The organism is Sphaerotilus mobilis, from assembly GCF_004216565.1.
GTDB classification, from domain to species: Bacteria; Pseudomonadota; Gammaproteobacteria; order Burkholderiales; family Burkholderiaceae_C; genus Sphaerotilus; species Sphaerotilus mobilis.
This window is the reverse complement of the sequence record NZ_SGWV01000007.1, coordinates 949,041-972,959: the sequence shown is the minus strand read 5'-3', so window position 1 is coordinate 972,959 and position 23,919 is coordinate 949,041. Positions and strand designations below refer to the sequence as shown.

Sequence of the window (23,919 nt, the reverse complement as noted above, 5' to 3'; positions counted from 1 at the left end):
TCCGGTGGCGACGGCTTCCCGACGACGATGAACATCCACCAGATCGTCAAGAAGCTGCCGCATCGCTACCCCTTCCTGCTGGTCGACCGTGTCGTCGACATGAAGAAGAACACCTGGATCAAGGCGATCAAGAACGTCACGATCAACGAGCCCTTCTTCACCGGCCACTTTCCGCACCGCCCGGTGATGCCCGGCGTGCTGATCCTCGAAGCGCTGGCACAGGCCTCGGCGCTGCTGTCCTTTGCCTCGATGGACGAGGATCCGGGCGACGACTCGGTCGTCTACTTCGTGGGCATCGACGGCGTGCGCTTCAAGCGGCCGGTCGAACCGGGTGACCAGCTCATCCTGGAGTCGACCATCGAGCGCCACAAGGCCGGCATCTACAAGTACAAGACCCGCGCCTCGGTCGACGGCGAGACCTGCACCGAAGCGGAACTGATGTGCACGATGCGCCGCATCTCGTGATCGCGCGCTGAACAACCGGCACACCTTCTCCGTCATGGCCCAGATCCATCCCACCGCGATCGTCGACGCGGCCGCGCAGTTGCACGAGTCGGTCAGCGTTGGCCCCTACTCGATCATCGGCCCGCACGTGGTCGTCGGCGCCGGCAGCACCATCGGTCCGCACTGCGTGATCGAGGGCCACACGACCATCGGCCGCGACAACCGCATCTTCCAGTTCTGCTCGCTCGGCGCCGTGCCGCAGGACAAGAAATACGCCGGTGAGCCGACCGAGCTGCGCATCGGTGATGGCAACACCATCCGCGAGTTCTGCACCTTCAACCTCGGCGTCGTCGGTGCGGGCGGGCTGACCCAGGTCGGCCACCGCAACTGGGTGATGGCCTATGTGCACGTGGCACACGACTGCCGCATCGGCGACGACAACGTCATCGCCAACGCGGTCCAGTTCGCCGGCCACGTCGAGGTCGGCAATGCCACCCTGATCGGCGGCATCACCGGCGTGCACCAGTTTGTGCGCATCGGCGACTTCGCCATGGTCGGCTTCCAGACCCGCTTGTCGCAGGACCTGCCGCCCTTCATGGTCGCGGCCGGCAACCCGGCCGAGGCCCAGAGTGCCCACCTCGAAGGCCCGCGCCGCCGTGGCTACAGCCCCGAGCGGCTGGCCCAGCTCAAGCAGATGCACCGCATCCTCTACCGCAAGGGCCTGACGCTGGACGCCGCCCGTGTTGAACTGCTGGCGCTGCGCGGCACGGTCGACGGCGGCGATGCCGACCTCGACATGATGTTGACCTTCCTCGACCAGGCGCAACGCGGCATCGTCCGCTGAGCACCTTTCCCGACGCGCCCCTCGCGGAAGGACCGGTCGGCGGTCCCTTGCTCTTCCTGTCCCTGGACATCGCCTGATGACGACTGCCGCCGATCCCCGCCTGGCTCTTGTGGCCGGAGAGACCTCTGGCGACCTGCTGGCTGGCTTGCTGCTGGGGGGGCTGCGCGCGCGCTGGCCGCAGCTTCAGGCCCAGGGCATCGGCGGGCCGCGCATGATCGCGGGCGGCTTCGAGAGCTGGTGGCCGCAGGACAAGCTGGCCGTGTTCGGCTACGTCGACGCGCTGCGCCACTACCGCGAGATCGCCGGCATCCGCCGCCAGTTGGGCGACCGCCTGCTGGCCGAGCGCCCGGAGGCCTTCATCGGCGTCGACGCGCCCGACTTCAACCTCGGTCTGGAAGAGCGCCTGAAGACCGCTGGCATCCCCACGGTGCACTTCGTCAGCCCGTCGATCTGGGCCTGGCGCGGCGGTCGGATCGACAAGATCCGCCGTTCGGCCGACCGGGTGCTCTGCCTCTTTCCCTTCGAGCCGGCGATCTATGCCCAGGCCGGCATCGCGGCCAACTACGTTGGCCATCCGCTGGCCGACCACATCCCGCTGGACGTGCCGCGCGCCCAGGCCCGCGCCGCGCTGGGCGTGGCCGACGACGTGCCGCTGGTGGCGCTGTTGCCGGGCAGCCGGCGCGGCGAGATCCGCCACATCGGCGCGCCGCTGTTGCAGGCCGCCGCCTTGCTGGCGCGACGTCGCCCGGAGCTGCGTTTTGTGCTGCCGGTGGCGCCGGGCTTGCGCGCGCTGATCGAGCCGCTGATCGCCGAACACGCGCCGGACCTGCCGCTGCAACAGCTCGACGGCCAGTCGCACACGGCACTGGCGGCCTGCGACCTGACCCTGATCGCCAGCGGCACCGCCACGCTGGAGGCCGCGCTGTTCAAGCGGCCGATGGTGATCGTCTACCGCCTCAGCGGCCTGAGCTGGCAGCTGATGAAGCGCATGTCCTACCAGCCCTGCGTCGGCCTGCCCAACATCCTGCTGCGGCTCGATGCCGCCAGCGCGCCGCCGCCGCTGCGGAAAGTCAGGCTGGGCGAGGGCGCCGAGACCTTTGCCGTGCCCGAGCTGCTGCAAGACGCCGCCACGCCCGAGGCCATCGCCGCCGCCGCCCTGCGCTGGCTGGACGACAGCGCCGCGTGTGAACGCCTGTCGGCGCGCTTTGCCGCACTCCATCAGACGCTGCGCCAGAACACCGCGCAGCGGGCCGCCGATGCGATCGCGCAAGTCCTTGGCCGCTGACCCGATGCCGTCCCCCACGCCGGCCCAGATCCCGCTGGTCTTCGACCGCCCGGGCCTGGTGGCAGGCGTCGATGAGGCCGGGCGCGGGCCGCTGGCCGGGCCGGTGGTCGCGGCGGCCGTGATCCTCGACGAGCTGCAGCCCATCGCCGGTCTGGCCGATTCCAAGAAGCTGACCGCGCGACGGCGCGAGCGGCTCTACGACGAGATCCGCGCCAAGGCACTGGCCTGTTGCATCGCCGAGGCCAGCGTCGAGGAGATCGACCGCCTCAACATCCTGCACGCCACGATGCTGGCGATGCGCCGCGCCGTCGAAGGCCTGCGCCTGCGGCCGGCCAAGGTGCTGGTCGACGGCAACCGCGTGCCGGTGCTGCGCATCCCCGCTGAGGCCATCGTGCAGGGTGACGCCACGGTGGCGGCGATCAGCGCGGCGTCCATCCTCGCCAAGGTTCACCGCGATCGGCTCTGCCTGGGCCTGGACGAACGTTTCCCGGCCTACGGCTTCGCGGTCCACAAGGGCTACCCGACGGCGGCGCACCAGGCCGCCTTGTTGGCCCACGGCCCCTGCCCGGAACACCGCCGCAGCTATGCGCCGGTGCGAGCGGCCGAGGTGGCGCTGGCGCTGCGATCCGGCGCGAACGAGATCCCCCGATGACCGATGTCGAACACCCGGGCGCCACGCCGCCCAAGGTCCGCGAGATCAGCTCGCGCGGCCACGCCTTGCTCAAGGATCTGCGCCGCCTGGCGACCGATCCGGGCGCCTACCGCAAGCTCGGCCGCGTCTGGCTCGAAGGCGATCACCTCGCCAAGGCGCTGGCCGCGCGCGGCGGCCGGCCCTCGCTGGCGGTGGTCGGCGCGAGTGCCTGGCTGCAGCCGCGCTGGCGCGCACTGGCGCTGGCCGCGCCGGAGGTGGTGGTGCTTGACGACGCGCTGCTCGGCGAGGTCAGTTCGCTGGAGACCGCCGGTCCCTTCGGCCTGTTGATGGACCTGCCCGAGCAGGCCGCACCGCCGCGTGCCGGCGTCAGCGCGCTGGTGCTGGACCGCCTGCAGGACCCGGGCAACGTGGGCACCCTGCTGCGCAGCGCCGCCGCGCTGGGCGTGCCGCAGGTCATCGCGCTGAAGGGCTGCGCGGCGCTGTGGTCACCCAAGGTCTTGCGCTCGGCGATGGGCGCGCACTTCGCGCTGCACCTGGTCGAAGGCGTCGAGGCCGACGCGCTGGATGCGCTGGGTCTGCCACTGCTGGCAACCAGTTCCCACGGCGCGCAAGCGCTGCACACGACCCACCTGCCCTGGCCCTGCGCCTGGGTGCTGGGCCATGAAGGGCAGGGCGTCGATGCAGGCCTGCTGGCACGTTGCGCGCTGACGCTGACCATCCCGCAGCCGGGCGGCGAGGAGTCGCTCAACGTGGCGGCGGCGGGCGCGATCTGCCTGTACGAGTCGGCTCGCCAGAGGCTCATGCCGTGAGCCAGGCGCGCCAGCTCCGCGCCGTCGACCGGGCCGTGCTGCACGCGCTGACGCTCGGCGCGACGATGCGCCCGCGCAGCTGGGTCACCGGCGTGGTCGGACGGCTGGCCGCCGCGCTGGGCGCGCGCGACGAAGGCATCGAACGGCTGACCCAGGAGCAGCTCAAGCTCGCCTTCGACCACCTGACCGATGCCGGCTGGCTCCAGCCGTCCGACCACCGGCCGGGCTACTGGTGCGTCGCGCCGGACCGCTGGGCCGAGGCCGATGCCGACCTGCGCGCGGCCCACGATGCCGAAGCGCTGATGCAGCTGCTGTGCCTGCAAGAAGGCATTGACCGGGTCCATGGCCACGTCGCGGTGGGCGCCTTCCGCCACATGGACATGGCGGTGTCGGTGACGCGCCTGCTGGTCTACGGCGGTGCCGAGCCGGCCCGACTCACGCACCTGCGCAACGCCTGCGGCTGGACGGTCGAATGGGACAGCGTGTTCGAACGCGCCGTGCTCGACGTGGCCGATGCCGAGATGCTGACGCGCTTGCATCCGCATGTGCAGGTCCAGGTGCTGGCGCTGGTCCAGGCCGAGGCGCTGAACCGCTGGATCGCGCCACCGCGCCTCGTCCTGCCACAGGCCGCGCTGGATTGGCTGCAGGCCCATGAGACAACGATCTGGCCCGAGGCCATCGAGCCGACCGTGCGGTCCTTGCGCACGCTCTGCGCCGAACACCTGACGCTGGCCGGTCGGGCCGACGAGGGCCAGCGCCTGCTCGCGCCACTGGTGGCGCAGGCGCCCGGCCTGTCGCACCGCGCCGCGCTGTTGCAGGCCGTGGCCCTGAGCGCACGGGGCGAGTTCGCGCTGGCCGAGTCGCTCTTCAACACCCACCACACCGCCTTGCGCAAGCTGACCCAGCAGCGCAAGGGCTTGCTCAACCCGCTGCTGGCGACCTTCCTGGTGCAGGCCCAGATGGCGCAGCACACCGCACAGGGCGGGGCGGCGCGTTTGCAGGCGGCGCTGAAGTTCTGTCAGGCCGAAGGGGCAGGGCGCAGCCCCGATCCGCAGACCCCCTGGGGCCTGATGGCGCTGGCGCTGCAGATGCGGCTGGGCGACCTGCCGCGTGACCTGCGTCCGCTGCGCATCCACGGCCGACCGGGCGTGGTGTTGAACAACGACTGGTGGGCCTGGTTGATGCGGGCCTGGCTGCATGAGCGCGGCGATGCCGAACAGCTTGCGCTGCAGCCGACGCCCGCCGAATGGACCAGCGCCGAAGCGCTGCGCGAGCGCCTGTTGTCGGCTGGCCTGACCGAGCCGGCCGCACAGCTTGACGGCGCGCTGGCGGTGCTGCGCCATGCCGACGTGCCGGCCCACTTCTTCGTGCCCGCGCCGCAGGACGGCTGGCAGGTGGCCCTGGCTGCGCTCGCCGCGCTGGCAGGCTCATCGGCTGAGCCTGAGGGCGGCACGGCGGCCGCGCCCAGCGAGACCCGCTTGTGGTGGCGCCTGGGCGTCGACGACGACGGCGCGCTGCTCTCGGTGCAGCCCTTCGAACAGAAGCTCGGCCCGCGCGGCTGGGGCAAGTCGCGCGAGGTGCCGCTGGTGCGGCTGGTGCAGGCGCAGAACCTCTTGCCGCATGACGCGGCGGTGGTGCGCGCGATCCGCAAGGGCGTGGCCGCCCGCGACGTCCAGATCGATCGCGCGGTGGCGCTGCTGGCGCTGGCCGGACACCCGCACGTCGACTTCGACGACGCGCCCGAACGCGCCGTGCAGCTGGTCGAGGCCAGTCCCGAGCTGGAGGTGATCGAACACGGCGAGGACCTGCTGGTGCGCCTGCAGCCACCGCTGCGCAGCGTGGCGCATGACCCGCTCGCGGGCATGGTGCGTTGGTCCGGCGCGGCCACGCAGAAGGAGGCCCAGGCGCTGCTGACGCTGACCGTCGTGCGCGACGAGCCGCAACGTGCCCGGCTGGTGCGCTACACGCCGGCGCAGCAGCGTGCGGCCCAGCTGATCGGCCTGGGCCTGACGGTCCCTCGCCACGCGGCGGCGCAACTGCAGGGCGTGCTCAAGGGCCTGGGCGCGCACTTCCAGATCCATGCCGACGAGGTCGCCGCCAGCCGCGAACTGCCGACCGACAGCCGGCTGCGCGCCGAACTCAGCCCGGAAGGTGCGGGCGTGCGGCTGCGTTTGGTCGTCGCGCCGCTCGGCCCGGAAGGCCCTCGCCTGACGCCGGGCAGCGGCCGCCAGCGCTTGATCGCCGCCATTGGCGGCGAGACGCTGGGCGCGCAGCGCGATCTCGCGGCCGAACGCAGCCACCTTGAAACCGTCATCGACGCCTGCCCGATGCTGGCGCCCCTGCCTGTGGCGCGCAGCGAAGGCCAGGTCGTGCCGGCGCTGTGGAGCGTCGACGATGCCGAGGCCGCGCTGGCCCTGGTCGAACGCCTGCACACGCTCAACGCGGTGCAGGCGATGGACTGGCCGCAAGGCAAGGCGCTGCAGGTTGACCGCATCGGCCTGGGCCAGTTCAGCGTGCAGGTGCAGTCAGGCCAGGAATGGCTGGCGCTGCAGGGCGGCATCGAGGTCGACGAGCAGCTGGTCGCCAGCCTGAGCCGCCTGCTGGACTGGGCGGCGACCACGCGCAGCCGCTTCATGCCGCTGGGCGATGGCCGCTACCTCGCGTTGACCGAGGCGCTGCGCAGCCGCATCGACGACCTGGGCGCCGTCGCCGAACCCCTGCCGCGCAGCACCACGGGCGGCCTGCGCCTGCCCTCGGTGGCGGCGGGCTGGCTGGCCGCCGCGCTGGACGAGGCCGCGCTCACGACCGACGCCGGCTTCCAGGACCGGCTGGAGACGCTGCTGCGGGCTCGTCACTGGTCGCCCGCCTTGCCGGCGACCTTGCAGGCCGAGCTGCGGCCCTACCAGCTCGAAGGCTACCAATGGGCCATGCGCCTGGCCGAGGCCGGCCTGGGCGCGGTGCTGGCCGACGACATGGGCCTGGGCAAGACGCTGCAGGCGATCGCGGTGCTGCTGGCGCGGGCGGCCGGCGGCGCGGCGCTGGTGCTGGCGCCGACCTCGCTGACCGGCAACTGGGCGGCCGAGCTGCGCCGCTTTGCGCCGTCGCTGAACGTGCGCATCTTTGCCGAGGACGACCGCGAGGCCGTGCTGGCCGAGGCGGGCGCGGGCGACGTCGTGCTGATCAGCTACCAGCTGCAGTTCCTGCACGCCGAGGCCTTCGCGGCGCGGCGCTGGCACACCCTTGTGCTCGATGAGGCGCAGGCGATCAAGAACGCGGCCGCCAAGCGCACCCAGGCCGCTTTCGAGCTGAGCGCGGACTTCCGGCTGGCCTTGTCGGGCACGCCGATCGAGAACCGGCTGGCCGAGCTGTGGTCCCTGATGAGGGTCTGCAACCCCGGCCTGCTGGGCACACCGGCGCAGTTCAACGCCCGCTTCGCCGTGCCCATCGAGCGCGACCGCCACCGTGGCGCGCAGCGCACGCTGCGCCGGCTGATCCAGCCCTTCGTGCTGCGCCGGACCAAGGCCGAGGTGCTCGACGACCTGCCGCCGCGCACCGAGCGCGTGCTGCGCGTGCAAGGCAACGAGTCCGAGCTGGCGCACTACGAGGCCTTGCGCCGGCAAGCCCTGCAGGAAGCCCAGGAGGCGCTGCGTGGCGCCACCACCGGACAGGCCCACCTCAACATCCTGGCCCAGCTGACCCGACTGCGCCGCGCCGCCTGCGACCCGCGCCTGGTCACGCCCGACCTGCGCCAGCCCGGCGCCAAGGTGATGGCCTTTGGCGAGCTGGCGCGTGAGCTGGTGGCCAACGGCCACAAGGCGCTGGTGTTCAGCCAGTTCGTCGATTTCCTGGCCCTGCTGCGCGAGCCGCTGGACGAGGCCGGCATCACCTACCAGTACCTCGACGGCAGCACGCCGGGGCCCGAGCGCAGCCGCCGCGTCGCCGCCTTCCAGGCCGGTGAGGGCAGCCTGTTCCTGATCAGCCTGAAGGCCGGCGGCTTCGGCCTGAACCTGACCGTGGCCGACTACGTCGTCATCGCCGACCCGTGGTGGAACCCGGCCGCCGAAGACCAGGCCAGCGGCCGCGCCCACCGCATCGGCCAGCAGCGGCCGGTGACGGTCTACCGGCTGGTCAACGCCGGCACGCTGGAAGAGACCATCGTCTCGCTGCACGAACGCAAGCGCGAACTGGCCGACAGCGTGCTCGCCGCGCCCGACGAGGCCGAACTCGCGGCGCAGACCGAAGCGGCGCACGGCGCGCCGTTTAAGGTCGACGAGTTGATCGCGTTGATGCGGGCGGAGCCGCAGGGCGAGGACTGAAGGCGGGGCGCGTTCAGTAGATCAGGCGATCGGGGCGGATGTCGCTGAGGATGGTCGTGGCGATCTCCTCGATCGACTTGTGCGTCGACGACAGCCAGTGGATGCCCTCGCGCTTCATCAGCCGCTCGGCCTCGTTGATCTCGTAGCGGCAGTTGGCCAGCGCGGCGTATTTGCTGCCGGGGCGGCGCTCGTTGCGGATCTGGCTCAGGCGGTCGGCGTCGATGGTCAGGCCGAAGCACTTGCGCTTGTAGGGCAGCAGGCTCGACGGCAGCGCATCGCGCTCGAAGTCGTCCGGGATCAGCGGGTAGTTCGCCGCCTTGATGCCGTGCTGCATCGCCAGATACAGCGAGGTCGGCGTCTTGCCGCAGCGGCTGACGCCGACCAGGATCACGTCGGCCTCGGCAAGGTTGCGCGAGGACTGGCCGTCGTCGTGGGCGAGCGAGAAGTTGATCGCCTCGATCCGGTCGTGGTACTCCTGGCTCTTGGCGACGTCCGAGAAGCGGCCCACGCGGTGGTTGCTCTTGATGCCCAGCTCGGCCTCGATGGGCTCGACGAAGGTTCGGAACATGTCCATCACCAGCGCGTTGCAGCGGCTGGCGATGCGGTCGCGCACGGTGTCGTTGACCAGCGTGATGAAGACGATCGGCCGCTTGCCCTCGACCACGGCCGTGCCGTTGATCTCGGCGATCACCTGATCGGACTTCTCGGCCGTGTCGATGAAGGGACGGCGCACATGCCGGTGGCGACTCGAGAACTGCGCCAGGATCGAGTTGCCGAAGGTCTCGGCCGTGATGCCGGTGCCGTCGGAGACGAAGAAGACGGTGCGGTTGGGCATGGTGATGAGCGGCGGGCCGCGAGCGTGCGATCGGTCGGAAAAACGCTCCCGCGAGGCAGGAACAACAGCGTTACATGATAGGGGCGTGACCCTTAGAATCGTCCGCAATTCGCCCCCAAGCGAGGCCGTTGTCGCAGCGTCGCAGGCCTCGCTCCCACGCTGCCCACCATGCACCCCGCCACCCCGTCACGCCAAGAAAAACAGCCAGACATGCGCTGTGGCCGGGTCGCCGCGTGCGCGCCAGCAGGGGCTACCGGTTTCTTACTTCACGGAGCTTTCCCATGTCTTCCACCCATCTGGCGACCGCCCTGGTCGTTCCGTTCGAGCAGCTGAGAATGACCGACGTCGAGACCGTAGGCGGCAAGAACGCCTCGCTCGGCGAAATGATCAGCCAGCTCGCTGCCTCCGGCGTGCGTGTGCCCGGTGGCTTCGCCACCACTGCGGCGGCCTTCCGCGATTTCCTCGAAGCCGGCGGCCTGACCGCCAAGATCAACGCCCGCCTGGCCACGCTCGACACCGAAGACGTGCGTGCGCTGGCCGAGGCCGGCGCCGAGATCCGCCGCTGGGTCGAGGACGCACCGTTCCCGGCTGACCTCGAGGCCGCCATCCGCGCCGAGTTCATCGCGCTCACCGCCGACAACCCCGGCGCGTCGTTTGCCGTGCGGTCGTCGGCCACCGCCGAGGACATGCCCGACGCCTCGTTCGCCGGCCAGCAGGAGACCTTCCTGAACGTCGTCGGCATCGACGAGGTGCTGCACAAGATCAAGGAAGTTTTCGCCTCGCTCTACAACGACCGGGCCATCAGCTACCGCGTCCACAAGGGCTATGCCCACCATGACGTCGCCCTGTCGGCCGGCATCCAGCGCATGGTTCGCTCGGACCTGGGCGCAGCCGGCGTGATGTTCACCATCGACACCGAAAGCGGCTTCCAGGACGTCGTCTTCATCACCTCCAGCTACGGCCTGGGCGAGACGGTGGTGCAGGGCGCCGTCAACCCGGACGAGTTCTACGTGCACAAGCCGGCGCTGAAGAACGGCAAGTTCCCGGTGATCCGTCGCAACCTGGGCTCCAAGCTGATCCGCATGGAGTTCGCGACCGCCGCCGACCAGGTCGAGACGACGTCGTCGGGAGGCCGCAAGCTGGTCAAGACCACCGACACGCCGCCCGAGCTGCGCAACCGCTACTCGCTGGTCGATGAGGACGTGATCGAGCTGGCCCGCTATGCGCTGATCATCGAGCAGCACTACGGTCGCCCGATGGACATCGAGTGGGGCAAGGACGGCCGTGACGGCAAGCTCTACATCCTGCAGGCCCGCCCGGAGACGGTGAAGAGCCAGGCCGCCGGCCAGGTCGAACACCGCTACAAGCTCAAGGGCAGCTCGACCGTGCTGGCCGAGGGCCGCGCGATCGGCCAGAAGATCGGCACCGGCCCGGTCCGGCTGGTTCACTCGATCACCGAGATGGACCGCGTCCAGCCCGGCGACGTGCTGGTCACCGACATGACCGACCCGAACTGGGAGCCGGTGATGAAGCGCGCCAGCGCCATCGTCACCAACCGCGGCGGGCGAACCTGCCACGCGGCCATCATCGCCCGCGAGCTGGGCATCCCGGCGGTGGTGGGCTGCGGCGACGCGACCGAGCTGCTCAAGGACGGTCAGCTCGTCACCGTGGCCTGCTCGGAAGGCGACACCGGCTTCATCTACGACGGCCTGCTCGAGATGGAGGTCAGCGAGGTGCACAGCGGCGAGATGCCGTACTCGCCGGTCAAGATGATGATGAACGTCGGCAACCCGCAGCTGGCCTTCGACTTCGCTCAGATGCCCAACTCGGGCGTTGGCCTGGCGCGCCTCGAATTCATCATCAACAACAACATCGGCGTTCACCCGAAGGCGATCCTCGACTACCCGAACATCGACCCCGACCTGAAGAAGGCGGTCGAATCGGTGGCCCGTGGCCACGCCAGCCCGCGCGCCTTCTACGTCGACAAGCTGACCGAAGGCATCGCGACCATCGCGGCCGCCTTCTGGCCCAAGCCGGTGATCGTGCGGCTGTCGGACTTCAAGAGCAACGAGTACAAGAAGCTCATCGGTGGCTCACGGTATGAGCCCGAAGAAGAGAACCCGATGCTCGGCTTCCGCGGTGCCGCGCGCTACGTCAGCGAGGCCTTCGGCGAAGCCTTCGCGATGGAGTGCGAGGCGCTGCGCCGGGTGCGTCGTGACATGGGCCTCAACAACGTCGAGATCATGGTGCCCTTCGTGCGCACCCTCAAGCAGGCCGAACGCGTGGTCAACATGCTGGCAGACCAGGGCCTCAAGCGCGGTCAGGACGGCCTGCGCGTGATCATGATGTGCGAGATCCCGAGCAACGCGATCCTGGCCGACCAGTACCTCGAGTTCTTCGATGGCATGTCGATCGGCTCGAACGACCTGACGCAGCTGACGCTGGGCCTGGACCGCGACTCCGGCATGGAGCTGCTGGCGGCCGACTTCGACGAGCGTGATCCTGCCGTCAAGGCGCTGATCTCGCGGGCGATTGCAGCCTGCCGGGCACATGGCAAGTACATCGGCATCTGCGGTCAGGGCCCCAGCGATCACCCCGATTTCGCCGACTGGCTGGCGCAGGAGGGCATCGTGTCTATCTCCTTGAATCCCGACTCGGTCATCGCGACCTGGCAGCGCATCGCGAAACGCTGATCGGCCGCTTGGCCTCAGGCTCACGGGCCGGGACGCCGCAAGGGTCCCGGCCCTTGTTGTTTCCCGGCCTGTCGCAGGTCTGAAACTGGGTGACACCCCGATGGTGAGCGCACGCTGCCGAACGCAAAATGTTGCACATGCAGCATGAACCCGGCACCCCACACGACGCGCGCGCCAACCAGCGCCGTTACTGGCGTGGCGTGGTGCGCTGGACCTGGCTGGGACTGGCCGGCTGGCTGCTGGTGACCTGTGCCGTCAGCTGGTTTGCCGGCACCTTCAACCGCTGGACGGTGGCCGGTACGCCGGCCGGGTTCTGGCTGGCCGCCCAGGGCGCGATCGTGGCCTATCTGCTCATCATCGTGCTGCATGGCTGGGTCATGGATCGGCTGGAAGCGCGCCGGCAGGACAGCGAGTCGATCGGTCAGGGCCTGACGTCGCCCTCGACGTCGACGACGCCCTGAACCGATGGCCGGCGGCCTCGGTCTTCCCCCACGGCCCCAGCGGCCGGCCCGGCCATCCGAGGAGACCCGCGTCTTCACCCGGGTGCTGAACCGGCGCTACGCCTGGTACACGCTGGGCCTGTTGTGTTTCATCGCCCTGATGGCCGCGCTCGAACGCATGGGCTGGCCGCGCACCTGGATCGGTGGCACCTTCCTGATCGGCACCGTCGCGGTCTATGCGGCAATCGGGCTGATGTCGCGCACGACCGATGAGGCCGAGTACTACGTCGCCGGGCGGCGCGTGCCGGCGATCTACAACGGCATGGCCACCGCAGCCGACTGGATGTCGGCCGCTTCCTTCATCGGCACCGCCGGTGTGCTCTACCTGCAGGGTTTCGCCGGCCTGGCCTACATCCTCGGCTGGACCGGCGGTTATTGCCTGGTCGCTCTGCTGCTGGCGCCCTACCTGCGCCGGCTGGGCTACTTCACCGTGCCCGAGTTCCTCGGCGCGCGCTACGGCGGCGTGCTGCCCCGCGTGATCGGGGTGCTGGCCGTCGTGCTGGTGTCCTTTGTGTACGTCGTGGTGCAGATCTACGGCGTCGGCCTGATCACCTCGCACCTGACCGGCTTCAGCTTCGAGATCGGCATCTTCGTCGGCCTGGGCGGCGTGCTGGTCTGCTCCTTTCTGGGCGGCATGCGCGCAGTCACCTGGACCCAGGTGGCGCAGTACATCGTGCTGATCGTGGCCTACCTGACCCCCGTCTTCTGGCTGTCGATCAACCAGACCGGCAGCCCTTTCCCGCTGTTCTCCTATGGCCGCCAGCTTGAACAGGTCGCCCTGCGCGAGCAGAAGCTGCTCGACGACCCGCGCGAAGCCCTGGTGCGCCACCAGTTCGCGGTGCGCGCCGAGGACGCGCGGCGCAAGCTGGCCGACGTGCCGCAGGCGATGGTCGACGATGCCGAGACGATGTCGGCACAGGTGCGGGCGCTGCAGGCCGCCGATGCACCGCTGGCCAAGGTTCAGCAGGCCGAGCGGCGCTACCTGGATCGACCCCGGACCGTGGAGGACGCCGAGGTCCGATACCGGCGCGAGGCCGAGCTGTCCGAGGAGCGGGCCCGGCCGCTGGGCGGCATGCCGCGCCAGGCGCAGGCCTATCCACCCAAGCCGGGCGCATCGGCGGCTTCGGGGTCCGAGACGGGCGCGGGCTCGCCACCTCCCGTCGACCATGCCGCCCAACGCAACTTTCTTGCCCTGGTGCTGTGCCTGATGCTGGGCACTGCGGCGATGCCGCATGTGCTGACGCGCTACTACACGACGCCCTCGTCGACCGAGGCGCGCAAGTCGGTCGCCTGGTCGCTGTTCTTCATCGCCTTGCTCTATCTGGCCGCGCCGGCCTTGGCGGTGATGGTCAAGTACGAGGTCTTCACCAACCTGATCGGCACGCCCTTCGACCAGCTGCCGTCGTGGATCCGGCGCTGGTCCAAGCTGGATTCGTCGCTCGTCTCGGTCGAGGACATCAACGGTGACGGCATCCTGCAGCTGGCCGAGCTGAAGCTCGCCGGTGACGTCATCGTGCTGGCCGCGCCTGAGATCGGCGGGCTGCCGCTGGTGGTCACCTATCTGGTCGCCGCCGGAGGTCTCGCCGCCGCGCTGTCGACCGCCGACGGGCTGCTGCTGACGATCTCCAACGCGCTGTCGCACGACCTCTACTTCGGCCTGGTCAACCCGAGGGCGCCTGCCATGCGCCGGGTCATGCTGTCGAAGTTCCTGGTGCTGGTGATCGCGCTGGTGGCGGCCTTCATGGCCTCGATGCGCTTGACGGACATCTTGCAGTTCGTCACGGCGGCGTTCTCGCTGGCGGCGGCCGCCTTCTTCCCGGCCTTGGTCTTCGGCATCTTCTGGGGCCGCGCCAACCGCATCGGCGTGACGCTCGGGATGCTCGCCGGCCTGTCCACCTGCGCCGCCTACATGGTGCTGGCGCACCCGCTGCTGCGCGGCGTCTTCGGTGTCACGCTGCCGCTGGACCAGGCCCGCCTGTTCGACGTCGATGCGGTCGCCGCCGGCGTCTTCGGCGTGCCCGTCGGCGCGCTGGTGCTGGTCGTCGCCAGCCTGCTGACACGCCCGCCCGGGCCCGAGCAGCTGGCGCTGGTCGAACGGGCCCGCAACCCGGCGCTCGAGGGCGACTGACCCGTCCCATCGGGGCGCATTCGGCGTACCTGCTATAATTTTTGGCTTTCCCTTGCCGCACCTGTGTCCTGACGCGACGGGGCGGCTTCCTCAACTGGAATCCCCAAGGAGTACTGATGCGTCACTATGAAATCGTGCTGCTGGTCCATCCGGACCAGAGCGAACAGGTTCCGGCCATGCTGGAGCGCTACAAGACCCTCGTCACCAGCAATGGCGGCAAGGTGCACCGCGTTGAAGACTGGGGCCGCTTCCAGCTGGCCTACATGATCAACAAGCTGGCCAAGGCGCACTACCTGTGCGTCAACATCGAGTGCAGCAAGGAAACCCTGGCTGAAATCGAGACCGGCTTCCGCTTCAACGACGCCGTCCTGCGTCACCTGACGGTGAAGAAGGACAAGGCCGAGACCGCTCCGTCGTCGATGATGAAGCGTGTCGAGAAGGAAGAAGCGCGCAAGTCGCAGCAGCAGCAGGAGACGGCGGCCTGAGTGTCTGAACCCCCGCGTGCGCCCCGGCGCCCGGATGCAGCGACCTTGTTCCGATGAACGACGTCCAGCTCTCCGGCCGCATCGTGGAGCGCGCCGCCCTGCGCTACACCCCTGCCGGCTTGCCGGCACTCGACATCCGCCTGACCCATGCGTGCGAATTGATGCACGCCGGGGCGCCCCGCAAGGTCTCCCTGGAGATGCATGCGACGGCGATCGGCGATCTCGCCCTAGACCTGGCCCGCGTGCCGGTCGGCGACGAGATCGACATCCGCGGATTCCTGGGCAAACAGCGCAATGGCAAGGGGGTGATGCTGCACATCAGCGCCTTCGTCCCTTCGTCCCAGTCACCCAATTCGAATTGAAGAGGTCACTATGGCTCCGCCCCGTGGCAAGTTTTCCAAGGATCGCAAGACCAAGCGCAACCAGCAGTCGCTGCTGTTCAAGCGCAAGCGTTTCTGCCGTTTCACCGTCGCCGGTGTGCAAGAGATCGACTACAAGGATCTCGACGTGCTGCGCGATTTCGTCGGTGAGAACGGCAAGATCACGCCCGCTCGCCTGACCGGCACCCGTGCCTACTTCCAGCGCCAGCTGACCACCGCCATCAAGCGCGCCCGCTTCCTGGCCATGCTGCCGTACAGCGACCAGCACAAGGTCTGAGGAGTAGAAACATGCAAGTGATCCTGCTGGAAAAAGTGGCCAACCTCGGCGCCCTCGGCGACGTGGTCAAGGTCAAGGACGGCTACGCACGCAACTTCCTGATCCCGACCGGCGCTGCCCGTCGTGCGACCGAGAAGGCGATCGCCGAATTCGAAGCGCGTCGCGCTGAACTGGAAAAGGTCCAGGCCCAGAAGCTGGCCGGCGCCCAGGCGCAAGGCGACAAGCTCGGCGGCAAGACCGTCACCATCAGCCAGAAGGCCGGCGTGGATGGCCGCCTGTTCGGTTCGGTGACCAATGCCGACATCGCCGAAGGTCTCAAGGCCCAGGGCGTTGACGTCGCCAAGTCGCAGATCCGTCTGCCCAATGGCCCGCTCAAGCACGTCGGCGAGTTCCCGGTGTCCGTGGCCCTGCACCACGATGTCGTCGTTGACATCACGGTCGCGGTGGTCGGCGAGACCGACTGATCCTGACCTGGCAAACGGCGGCGCGGCCCTTGTGGTCGTGAACGCCTGCACCGCCCGAAGAGGCCGGCTCATGCCGGCCTCTTTTCATTGTGTCGCTCACTTTTCCCCCGTCTTTCAAGCGCTTGTCCCCAGCCCTGTCCACAGGCGCCGTCCGACCCCCGACCTATCATCGATCGATGTCTGCCCTGCTCTCCGGAACCACACCCCTGCCTCGCGGCACCGATGACGAAGTGGCGCGCCTGCGCGTGCCGCCGCACTCCGTCGAGGCCGAGCAGAGCGTGCTGGGCGGGCTCATGCTCGACAACAGCGCTTCGGACCGGGCCGGCGACCTGCTCACCGACAGCGACTTCTACCGCTACGAACACAAGCTCATCTACGCGGCCATCATGGCGCTGATCTCGACCAACAAGCCGGCCGACGTCATCACCGTGTTCGAGCAGCTGACCAGCCTGGGCAAGGCCGAGGAGGTTGGTGGCCTGGCCTACCTGAATGCGCTGGCACAGAGCGTGCCGAGCGCGGCGAACATGCGCCGCTATGCCGAGATCGTTCGCGAGCGGGCCATCCTGCGCAAGCTGGTGGCCGCGAGCGACGAGATCGCCACGAACGCCTTCAACCCGCAGGGGCGGGCTGTCTCCAGCATCCTCGACGAGGCCGAGGGCAAGATCTTCCGCATCGGCGAGGAGGGTTCGCGCAACAAGCAGGGCATGCACTCGATGGAGTCGCTGGTGGTCCAGCTGATCGACCGGGTGCAGGAACTGGCCGAGAACGGCGCCGGCGAGGTCACCGGCGTGCCGTCGGGCTTCGCTGACCTCGATCGCATGACCGCTGGCCTGCAACCGGGCGACCTGATCATCCTGGCGGCCCGTCCGTCCATGGGCAAGACCGCCTTCGCGCTCAACATCGGTGAGCATGTGGCGGTCAAGGAGCAATTGCCTGTCCTGGTGTTCTCGATGGAAATGGGTGCCTCGCAGCTGGCGCTGCGGATGGTGGGCTCGCTAGGCCGCATCGACCAGCAGCACCTGCGCACCGGCGCGCTGCGTGACGAGGAATGGGGGCGGCTGTCCGAGGCGGTCGACCAGCTGCGCAACATCAGCCTGCACATCGACGAGACCCCGGCGCTCAACCCGACCGAGCTGCGGGCCCGCTCGCGGCGCCTGGCGCGCCAATGCGGCAAGCTCGGGCTGATCATCGTGGACTACCTGCAGCTGATGAGCGGCTCGTCGGCCTCCAGCGGTGAGAACCGTGCCACCGAGATCAGCGAGATCTCGCGCGGCCTGAAGGCGCTGGCCAAGGAACTGCAGTGCCCGGTGATCGCGCTGTCGCAGCTCAACCGCTCGGTTGAGACCCGCACCGACAAGCGGCCGATGATGAGCGATCTGCGCGAGTCCGGTGCCATCGAGCAGGACGCCGACGTGATCATGTTCATCTACCGCGACGAGTACTACAACAAGGACTCGAAGGAGCCGGGCGTCGCCGAGATCATCATCGGCAAGCAGCGCAACGGGCCTGTCGGCACGGTCAAGCTGGCCTTCTTGCGTCCGCTGACCAAGTTCGAGAACCTTGCACCCGGCAGCTTTGGCGGGGGTAGCGAGTACTGACTTTTCTGCGGCGCCGTTGGCGTCCAGACATGAAAAAGGCCCGGCATGACCGGGCCTTTTTCTGGGGGGCAGGGTGCTTACTCGCGTTCGCCGCCGGCCAGCCCAAAGATCGCCAGCAGGCTCTGGAACACGTTGTAGATGTCCAGGTAGATCGCCAGCGTGGCGCTGATGTAGTTGGTCTCGCCGCCGTCCAGCACGCGCTTGATGTCGTAGAGCATGAAGGCCGAGAACAGGCCCACGCAGATCACCGACAGCGTCAGCATCAGGGCCGAGGACTGCACGAACACGTTGATCACACCCGCAATCAGCACGACCACCGCGCCGACGAACAGGAACTTGCCCATGCCCGACAGGTCACGCTTGATGACGGTCGCCAGGGTGGCCATGGCGAAGAACACGCCTGCCGTGCCGCCGAAGGCCATCATGATCAGCGAGCTGCCGTTCTTGAAGCCCAGGATCATCGCCAGCATGCGCGAGAGCATCAGGCCCATGAAGAAGGTGAAGGCCAGCAGCACGGCCACGCCGGTGCCCGATTCCTTGGTCTTCTCGATTGCGAACATGAAGCCGAACGCACCGACCAGGAACAGCACCATGGATAGCCCGTTGCCCATGGCCGCCATCACGCCGGTCGTGACGCCCACCCAGGCGCCCAGCACGGTCGGGATCATCGACAGGGCCAGCAGGGCGTAGGTGTTGCGCAGGACGCGTTGTTGCTGCAGGCCCAGCGCACCCGTGCCGGCGTGGGCCGTGTAGGTCGACAGGTCAGGGGTCATGAATCCTCCGGAATGTGGTTGAAGACGGTGCCTGTGACACCTCGAAACTCATTCTAGTTCCCGGCTTTCTTCAGGAAATCCACAGCTTCCCGACCCGCAGTGCGTCACGTGGCTTGCGGGGAGAATGCGCCTCCCGATCCACCGACACGGTCGCCCGACCGCCCTGAGCATGAAGACCCGTTCCGCCCTGACCCACGAAGACCTGCGCCGCATGGCCGCCGCCGCCGAAGCCGAGGCGGTCAAGAACAGTTGGGCCGTCACCTTCGCCATCGTCGACGACGGCGGCCACCTGCTGTGGCTGCAGCGCCTGGACGGCGCCGCTCCGCTGTCGTCGCACATCGCGCCGGCCAAGGCCCGCACAGCAGCGCTGGGGCGCCGCGAAAGCCGCATCTACGAGGAGATGATCAACCAGGGCCGCGTCTCCTTCGTGACCGCGCCCGAGGTCGATGCGCTGCTCGAAGGTGGCGTGCCCATCATCATCGACGGCGACTGCATCGGCGCAATCGGCGTCAGTGGCGTGAAGTCCACTGAGGATGCGCAGATCGCCAAGGCTGGCATCGCCGCCCTGACCGCCTGAGCCGCAGCGGGCCGCATGGCTTGATCGACCTGTCGTCCTGATCGGCACGCACGTTCCAGGGCATGCCGGCACCGCCAACATCCCTTCGACGCACCGGTTTCGGGCGGCGGGAAAACCCGCAGACGTTATACTTTCACGGTTTGTCTGCCAACAACGCCGCCCGGCCTGTCCGGGTCGCCGCGACGCCCTGAAGAAGGGGTGGCGCGGCCGGCCCGGATCGTGTTGCAACCCACCCCCAGTGCAGCCCCGAGACGTCCTTTGCCGGATGGGTCGAGCCGCACCGGCGCGCGTCGGGCGAGCGTCCACCCATCGGAGAACCCGTGCTGCCCGTCCTGCCCCCCGCTCTTCTCGCACTCGCAGACGGCACGGTCTTTCAAGGCACCTCGATCGGCGCTGCCGGTCAGACGGTGGGCGAGGTGGTGTTCAACACCGCGCTCACTGGCTATCAGGAAATCCTCACCGACCCGAGCTATTGCCGGCAGATCGTCACGCTGACGTATCCGCACATCGGCAACTACGGCGTCAACCTGCAGGATGTCGAGGCCTCGAAAGTCCATGCCGCCGGCCTGATCATCAAGGACCTGCCGGTTCGTTCGTCCAACTTCCGCCAGACGCTCACGCTGAGCGAGTACCTCGTCGCCGAAGGCACCGTGGCGATCGCTGACATCGACACCCGTCGACTCACCCGGCTGCTGCGCACCAACGGCGCCCAGAACGGCGCGATCGTCGCCTTCCCGGCCGGCACGGTGATCACCCAGGCCCAGCGCGACGCCGCCGTGGCCGCCGCCCGCTCGGCGCCCAGCATGGCTGGACTCGATCTGGCGCAGGTCGTCAGCCGCAGCGAGCCGGTCGAATGGACCGAGACCGAGTGGCGCCTGTTCGGCGAGGACGGCAAGCCCGGCTTTGGCCAGCAGACCGCGCCGCGCTTCCACGTCGTGGCTTATGACTTCGGCGTCAAGAACAACATCCTGCGCATGCTCGCCGAGCGTGGCTGTCGCGTCACCGTGGTGCCGGCCAAGACCCCGGCAGCTGCCGTGCTGGCGCATCAGCCCGACGGCATCTTCCTGTCCAACGGCCCGGGTGACCCGGAGCCCTGCGACTACGCGATCGAGGCGGCGCGCACGCTGATCGAGTCGGGCATCCCGACCTTCGGCATCTGCCTGGGCCACCAGATCATGGCGCTGGCCTCGGGCGCGAAGACCTTCAAGATGAAGTTCGGCCACCACGGCGCGAACCACCCGGTCAAGGACCTCGACGACGGCCGCGTCTCGATCACCAGCCAGAACCACGGCTTCGCGGTCGACGCGGCCAGCCTGCCGGCCAACCTGCGTCCGACCCACGTCAGCCTGTTCGACGGCACGCTGCAGGGCCTGGCCCGCACCGACCGGCCGGCATTCTGCTTCCAGGGACACCCGGAAGCCTCGCCGGGTCCCCACGACATCGCCTACCTGTTCGACCGCTTCACCGCGCTGATGGCAAAGAACGACAAGAAGGAGCCGAACCATGCCTAAGCGCAGTGACCTGAAGACCATCCTCATCATCGGCGCCGGCCCGATCATCATCGGCCAGGCCTGCGAGTTCGACTACTCCGGCGCCCAGGCCTGCAAGGCGCTGCGGGAAGAGGGCTACAAGGTCGTGCTGGTCAACAGCAACCCGGCGACGATCATGACCGATCCGGCCACGGCCGACGTCACCTACATCGAGCCCATCACCTGGCAGGTGGTCGAGAAGATCATCGCCAAGGAACGCCCTGACGCGATCCTGCCGACCATGGGCGGCCAGACGGCGCTGAACTGCGCGCTCGACCTGCACAAGCATGGCGTGCTTGCGAAGTACGGCGTCGAGATGATCGGTGCCAACGAGCATGCGATCGAGAAGGCCGAGGATCGCCTGAAGTTCAAGGACGCGATGACCAAGATCGGCCTGGGCTCGGCCAAGTCTGGCATCGCTCACTCGATGGACGACGCCTGGGCGGTGCAGAAGGCGATCCAGGCCGACATCGGTGGCAGCGGTTTCCCGATGGTGATCCGCCCGAGCTTCACGCTCGGCGGGACCGGCGGCGGCATCGCCTACAACCCCGAAGAATTCGAGGAGATCTGCAAGCGCGGCCTCGACCTCTCGCCGACCAACGAGCTGCTCATCGAGGAATCGCTGATCGGCTGGAAGGAGTACGAGATGGAAGTGGTCCGCGACAAGGCGGACAACTGCATCATCGTCTGCTCGATCGAGAACCTTGATCCGATGGGCATCCACACCGGCGACTCGATCACCGTCGCGCCGGCCCAGACGCTCACGGACCGCGAGTACCAGCTGCTGCGCAACGCCTCGATCGCGATCCTGCGCGAGATCGGCGTGGACACTGGCGGCTCGAACGTGCAGTTCTCGATCAACCCGAAGGACGGCCGCATGGTCGTCATCGAGATGAACCCGCGTGTCTCGCGCTCGTCGGCGCTGGCCTCCAAGGCGACCGGTTTCCCGATCGCCAAGATCGCCGCCAAGCTGGCGGTCGGCTACACGCTCGACGAACTGCGCAACGACATCACCGGTGGCGCGACGCCGGCGTCGTTCGAGCCGTCGATCGACTACGTCGTCACCAAGATTCCGCGCTTCGCCTTCGAGAAATTCCCGGCTGCCGACTCGCACCTGACCACGCAGATGAAGTCGGTCGGCGAGGTCATGGCGATGGGCCGCACCTTCCAGGAAAGCCTGCAAAAGGCGCTGCGCGGGCTGGAGACCGGCATCGACGGCCTGACCGAACGCACATCATGCAAACCGGCGGACCGCGACGAGATCATTGAGGAGATCGGCGAGGCCGGCCCCGAGCGCATCCTGTACGTGGGCGACGCCTTCCGCATCGGACTGACGCTTGACGAGATCTTCGAGGAGACCGCGATCGACCCGTGGTTCCTGGCCCAGATCGAGCAGATCGTCGCCACCGAAGGCCAGCTCAAGGGCCGCAGCGTCGAAAGCCTGTCGGCCGACGAGCTGCGCTACCTGAAGAAGAAGGGCTTCTCGGACCGCCGGCTCGCCAAGCTGATGGGCACGAACCAGCATGCCGTGCGCCAGGCCCGCCATGCGCTGGGCGTGCGTCCGGTCTACAAGCGTGTCGACACCTGCGCGGCCGAGTTCGCCACGCAGACCGCCTACATGTACTCGTGCTACGAGAACGTCGACGGCGAGTGCGAGGCAGCGCCGACTGGCCGCCGCAAGATCATGGTGCTGGGCGGTGGCCCGAACCGCATCGGCCAGGGCATCGAGTTCGACTACTGCTGCGTGCACGCCGCGCTCGCCATGCGCGAGGACGGCTACGAGACCATCATGGTCAACTGCAACCCCGAGACGGTCTCGACCGACTACGACACCAGCGACCGCCTCTACTTCGAGCCGGTGACGCTGGAGGACGTGCTCGAGATCGTCGCCAAGGAGCAGCCGGTCGGCGTGATCGTGCAGTACGGCGGCCAGACGCCGCTGAAGCTGGCGCTGGACCTCGAAGCCAACGGCGTGCCCATCATCGGCACGACGCCCGATTCCATCGACATTGCCGAGGATCGTGAGCGCTTCCAGCAACTGCTGCACACCCTCGGCCTGCGCCAGCCGCCCAACCGAACCGCCCGCACCGAGGATGCCGCGATCGCGCTGGCCAACGAGATCGGCTACCCGCTGGTGGTGCGCCCGAGCTATGTGCTCGGCGGCCGCGCGATGGAGATCGTGCACGGCGACAAGGACCTCGAGCGCTACATGCGCGAGGCCGTGCGCGTGTCCGAGAAGTCGCCGGTGCTGCTCGACCGCTTCCTCGATGACGCCGTGGAAGTCGACGTCGACTGCATCAGCGACGGCACCGACGTCATGATCGGCGGGATCATGGAACACATTGAGCAGGCCGGCGTGCATTCCGGTGACTCGGCCTGTTCGCTGCCGCCCTACACGCTGTCGGCCGCGCTGCAAGACGAGCTGCGTCGCCAGACCGCGCTGATGGCCAAGGCCCTCCAGGTGGTCGGCCTGATGAACGTGCAGTTCGCCATCCAGGGCGACGTGACCGCCGGGCTCGACGCCTGCACCGTCTATGTGCTGGAGGTCAACCCGCGCGCCTCGCGCACCGTGCCCTACGTCTCCAAGGCGACCGGCCAGCCGCTGGCCAAGATCGCCGCGCGCTGCATGGCCGGTCAACGTCTGGCTGACCAGAAGGGCCCGGACGGCCGCACCCCGCGCGAGGTGGTGCCGCCTTACTTCAGCGTCAAGGAAGCCGTTTTCCCGTTCAACAAGTTCCCAGGCGTGGACCCCATCCTCGGCCCGGAAATGCGTTCGACCGGCGAGGTCATGGGCGTGGGCACCACCTTTGGCGAGGCGATGCTCAAGAGCCAGCTCGGCGCCGGTTCGCGCCTGCCGACCAAGGGCACCGTGGTGATCTCGGTCAAGGCCAGCGAACACGCCCGTGCCGTCGGCGTGGCGCGTGACCTGCATGCGCTCGGCTACGCCATCGTCGCGACCAAGGGCACGGCCGCTGCGATCAGCGCCGGCGGCATCCCCGTCAAGGTGGTCAACAAGGTCAAGGACGGCCGGCCCCACATTGCGGACATGATCAAGGCCGGCGAGATCCAGCTGGTGTTCACGACCGTCGACGAGACCCGCACGGCGATCGCCGACTCGCGCTACATCCGCACCGCCGCGCTGGCCAACCGCGTGACCTACTACACCACGATGGCCGGCTGCGAAGCCGCCACCGAGGCACTCAAGCACCAGTCCGGCCTGAGCGTCATCTCGGTGCAGGAGATGCACGCCCAGCTGGCCTGAAGCCAACCGGAGCGGCGGCTGGACTAAACTGCCGCTCCACACGCCGCCGCGGCGCGTTCCCCTCGGGG

19 protein-coding genes are annotated in these 23,919 nt (G+C 68.6%); 17 read left to right on the top strand and 2 right to left on the bottom strand.

The window, feature by feature from the left end; genetic code table 11:
- Positions 1-27 precede the first annotated feature (27 nt).
- The 6 genes from fabZ to EV685_RS04560 all read left to right on the top strand — a co-directional run bounded on the left by fabZ (position 28) and on the right by EV685_RS04560 (position 8,350).
- Positions 28-465: a 3-hydroxyacyl-ACP dehydratase FabZ gene (fabZ, locus tag EV685_RS04585; protein ID WP_130480987.1), complete on the top strand. Its 438-nt coding sequence runs from the start codon at positions 28-30 to the stop codon at positions 463-465.
- 34 nt (positions 466-499) lie between these two features.
- Positions 500-1,288 (top strand): acyl-ACP--UDP-N-acetylglucosamine O-acyltransferase, encoded by a 789-nt coding sequence (gene lpxA, locus EV685_RS04580; protein ID WP_130480755.1) that lies wholly within the window; start codon positions 500-502, stop codon positions 1,286-1,288.
- Positions 1,289-1,364: 76 nt separating this feature from the next.
- The gene (gene lpxB / locus EV685_RS04575) at positions 1,365-2,573 is read left to right on the top strand and encodes a lipid-A-disaccharide synthase (protein WP_130480754.1); all 1,209 of its coding nucleotides are present in this window, start codon (positions 1,365-1,367) and stop codon (positions 2,571-2,573) included.
- Positions 2,545-3,225 carry a ribonuclease HII gene (gene rnhB, locus EV685_RS04570; protein WP_420820802.1) on the top strand — a complete coding sequence of 227 codons (681 nt, stop codon included), beginning with the start codon at positions 2,545-2,547 and terminating at the stop codon, positions 3,223-3,225. Before lpxB ends, rnhB begins: the two co-directional genes overlap by 29 nt.
- Positions 3,222-4,034, top strand: a complete 813-nt coding sequence (locus EV685_RS04565; protein WP_130480752.1) for a TrmH family RNA methyltransferase — start codon at positions 3,222-3,224, stop codon at positions 4,032-4,034. The genes rnhB and EV685_RS04565 overlap by 4 nt, the downstream gene beginning before the upstream one ends.
- The gene (locus EV685_RS04560; protein WP_130480751.1) at positions 4,031-8,350 is read left to right on the top strand and encodes a DEAD/DEAH box helicase; all 4,320 of its coding nucleotides are present in this window, start codon (positions 4,031-4,033) and stop codon (positions 8,348-8,350) included. Before EV685_RS04565 ends, EV685_RS04560 begins: the two co-directional genes overlap by 4 nt.
- Before the next feature lie 13 nt (positions 8,351-8,363).
- On the opposite strand, the gene ppsR is transcribed toward EV685_RS04560, so the two are convergent.
- Positions 8,364-9,185, bottom strand: a complete 822-nt coding sequence (gene ppsR / locus EV685_RS04555; protein WP_130480750.1) for a posphoenolpyruvate synthetase regulatory kinase/phosphorylase PpsR — start codon at positions 9,183-9,185, stop codon at positions 8,364-8,366.
- Positions 9,186-9,466: 281 nt separating this feature from the next.
- Here ppsR and ppsA point away from each other — a divergent pair, with 281 nt between their 5' ends.
- The 8 genes from ppsA to dnaB all read left to right on the top strand — a co-directional run bounded on the left by ppsA (position 9,467) and on the right by dnaB (position 17,710).
- Positions 9,467-11,878, top strand: coding sequence for a phosphoenolpyruvate synthase (ppsA, locus tag EV685_RS04550; protein ID WP_130480749.1), 2,412 nt, complete (start codon positions 9,467-9,469; stop codon positions 11,876-11,878).
- A gap of 128 nt (positions 11,879-12,006) precedes the next feature.
- Positions 12,007-12,339 (top strand): DUF4212 domain-containing protein, encoded by a 333-nt coding sequence (locus EV685_RS04545; RefSeq protein WP_130480748.1) that lies wholly within the window; start codon positions 12,007-12,009, stop codon positions 12,337-12,339.
- A 4-nt stretch (positions 12,340-12,343) separates the two neighbouring features.
- The gene (locus tag EV685_RS04540) at positions 12,344-14,506 is read left to right on the top strand and encodes a VC_2705 family sodium/solute symporter (RefSeq protein WP_130480747.1); all 2,163 of its coding nucleotides are present in this window, start codon (positions 12,344-12,346) and stop codon (positions 14,504-14,506) included.
- Between the two features lie 116 nt (positions 14,507-14,622).
- Positions 14,623-14,991, top strand: a complete 369-nt coding sequence (gene rpsF / locus EV685_RS04535) for a 30S ribosomal protein S6 (protein ID WP_130480746.1) — start codon at positions 14,623-14,625, stop codon at positions 14,989-14,991.
- Positions 14,992-15,044: 53 nt separating this feature from the next.
- Complete coding sequence (gene priB, locus EV685_RS04530) at positions 15,045-15,353, top strand: primosomal replication protein N (RefSeq protein WP_130480745.1); 309 nt, start codon at positions 15,045-15,047, stop codon at positions 15,351-15,353.
- 10 nt (positions 15,354-15,363) lie between these two features.
- Positions 15,364-15,648 (top strand): 30S ribosomal protein S18, encoded by a 285-nt coding sequence (rpsR, locus tag EV685_RS04525; protein ID WP_130480744.1) that lies wholly within the window; start codon positions 15,364-15,366, stop codon positions 15,646-15,648.
- Positions 15,649-15,659: 11 nt separating this feature from the next.
- A complete protein-coding gene (gene rplI / locus EV685_RS04520; protein WP_130480743.1) occupies positions 15,660-16,112 on the top strand; it encodes a 50S ribosomal protein L9 in 453 nt (150 codons plus the stop codon).
- Positions 16,113-16,288: 176 nt separating this feature from the next.
- Complete coding sequence (gene dnaB, locus EV685_RS04515) at positions 16,289-17,710, top strand: replicative DNA helicase (RefSeq protein ID WP_130480742.1); 1,422 nt, start codon at positions 16,289-16,291, stop codon at positions 17,708-17,710.
- Positions 17,711-17,787: 77 nt separating this feature from the next.
- Here dnaB and EV685_RS04510 read toward each other — a convergent pair whose 3' ends face one another.
- The gene (locus tag EV685_RS04510; RefSeq protein ID WP_130480741.1) at positions 17,788-18,483 is read right to left on the bottom strand and encodes a Bax inhibitor-1/YccA family protein; all 696 of its coding nucleotides are present in this window, start codon (positions 18,481-18,483) and stop codon (positions 17,788-17,790) included.
- Between the two features lie 169 nt (positions 18,484-18,652).
- Here EV685_RS04510 and EV685_RS04505 point away from each other — a divergent pair, with 169 nt between their 5' ends.
- From EV685_RS04505 to carB, 3 genes are all read left to right on the top strand, one after another.
- Positions 18,653-19,060: a GlcG/HbpS family heme-binding protein gene (locus EV685_RS04505; protein ID WP_130480740.1), complete on the top strand. Its 408-nt coding sequence runs from the start codon at positions 18,653-18,655 to the stop codon at positions 19,058-19,060.
- Between the two features lie 320 nt (positions 19,061-19,380).
- Complete coding sequence (carA, locus tag EV685_RS04500) at positions 19,381-20,571, top strand: glutamine-hydrolyzing carbamoyl-phosphate synthase small subunit (RefSeq protein ID WP_130480739.1); 1,191 nt, start codon at positions 19,381-19,383, stop codon at positions 20,569-20,571.
- A complete protein-coding gene (gene carB / locus EV685_RS04495) occupies positions 20,564-23,851 on the top strand; it encodes a carbamoyl-phosphate synthase large subunit (protein ID WP_130480738.1) in 3,288 nt (1,095 codons plus the stop codon). The genes carA and carB overlap by 8 nt, the downstream gene beginning before the upstream one ends.
- The last annotated feature ends 68 nt before the right edge of the window (positions 23,852-23,919 follow it).

Excerpts from the sequence above, each read along its gene's own strand:
- dnaB (WP_130480742.1), top strand. The coding sequence starts at position 16,289 with ATGTCTGCCCTGCTCTCCGGAACCACACCCCTGCCTCGCGGCACCGAT.
- rplI (WP_130480743.1), top strand. The coding sequence starts at position 15,660 with ATGCAAGTGATCCTGCTGGAAAAAGTGGCCAACCTCGGCGCCCTCGGC.
- rpsF (WP_130480746.1), top strand. The coding sequence starts at position 14,623 with ATGCGTCACTATGAAATCGTGCTGCTGGTCCATCCGGACCAGAGCGAA.
- lpxA (WP_130480755.1), top strand. The coding sequence starts at position 500 with ATGGCCCAGATCCATCCCACCGCGATCGTCGACGCGGCCGCGCAGTTG.
- rpsR (WP_130480744.1), top strand. The coding sequence starts at position 15,364 with ATGGCTCCGCCCCGTGGCAAGTTTTCCAAGGATCGCAAGACCAAGCGC.
- EV685_RS04540 (WP_130480747.1), top strand. The coding sequence starts at position 12,344 with ATGGCCGGCGGCCTCGGTCTTCCCCCACGGCCCCAGCGGCCGGCCCGG.
- EV685_RS04565 (WP_130480752.1), top strand. The coding sequence starts at position 3,222 with ATGACCGATGTCGAACACCCGGGCGCCACGCCGCCCAAGGTCCGCGAG.
- priB (WP_130480745.1), top strand. The coding sequence starts at position 15,045 with ATGAACGACGTCCAGCTCTCCGGCCGCATCGTGGAGCGCGCCGCCCTG.
- EV685_RS04510 (WP_130480741.1), bottom strand. The coding sequence starts at position 18,483 with ATGACCCCTGACCTGTCGACCTACACGGCCCACGCCGGCACGGGTGCG.
- lpxB (WP_130480754.1), top strand. The coding sequence starts at position 1,365 with ATGACGACTGCCGCCGATCCCCGCCTGGCTCTTGTGGCCGGAGAGACC.
- EV685_RS04545 (WP_130480748.1), top strand. The coding sequence starts at position 12,007 with ATGTTGCACATGCAGCATGAACCCGGCACCCCACACGACGCGCGCGCC.
- carB (WP_130480738.1), top strand. The coding sequence starts at position 20,564 with ATGCCTAAGCGCAGTGACCTGAAGACCATCCTCATCATCGGCGCCGGC.
- fabZ (WP_130480987.1), top strand. The coding sequence starts at position 28 with ATGAACATCCACCAGATCGTCAAGAAGCTGCCGCATCGCTACCCCTTC.
- rnhB (WP_420820802.1), top strand. The coding sequence starts at position 2,545 with ATGCGATCGCGCAAGTCCTTGGCCGCTGACCCGATGCCGTCCCCCACG.
- ppsA (WP_130480749.1), top strand. The coding sequence starts at position 9,467 with ATGTCTTCCACCCATCTGGCGACCGCCCTGGTCGTTCCGTTCGAGCAG.
- EV685_RS04505 (WP_130480740.1), top strand. The coding sequence starts at position 18,653 with ATGAAGACCCGTTCCGCCCTGACCCACGAAGACCTGCGCCGCATGGCC.
- ppsR (WP_130480750.1), bottom strand. The coding sequence starts at position 9,185 with ATGCCCAACCGCACCGTCTTCTTCGTCTCCGACGGCACCGGCATCACG.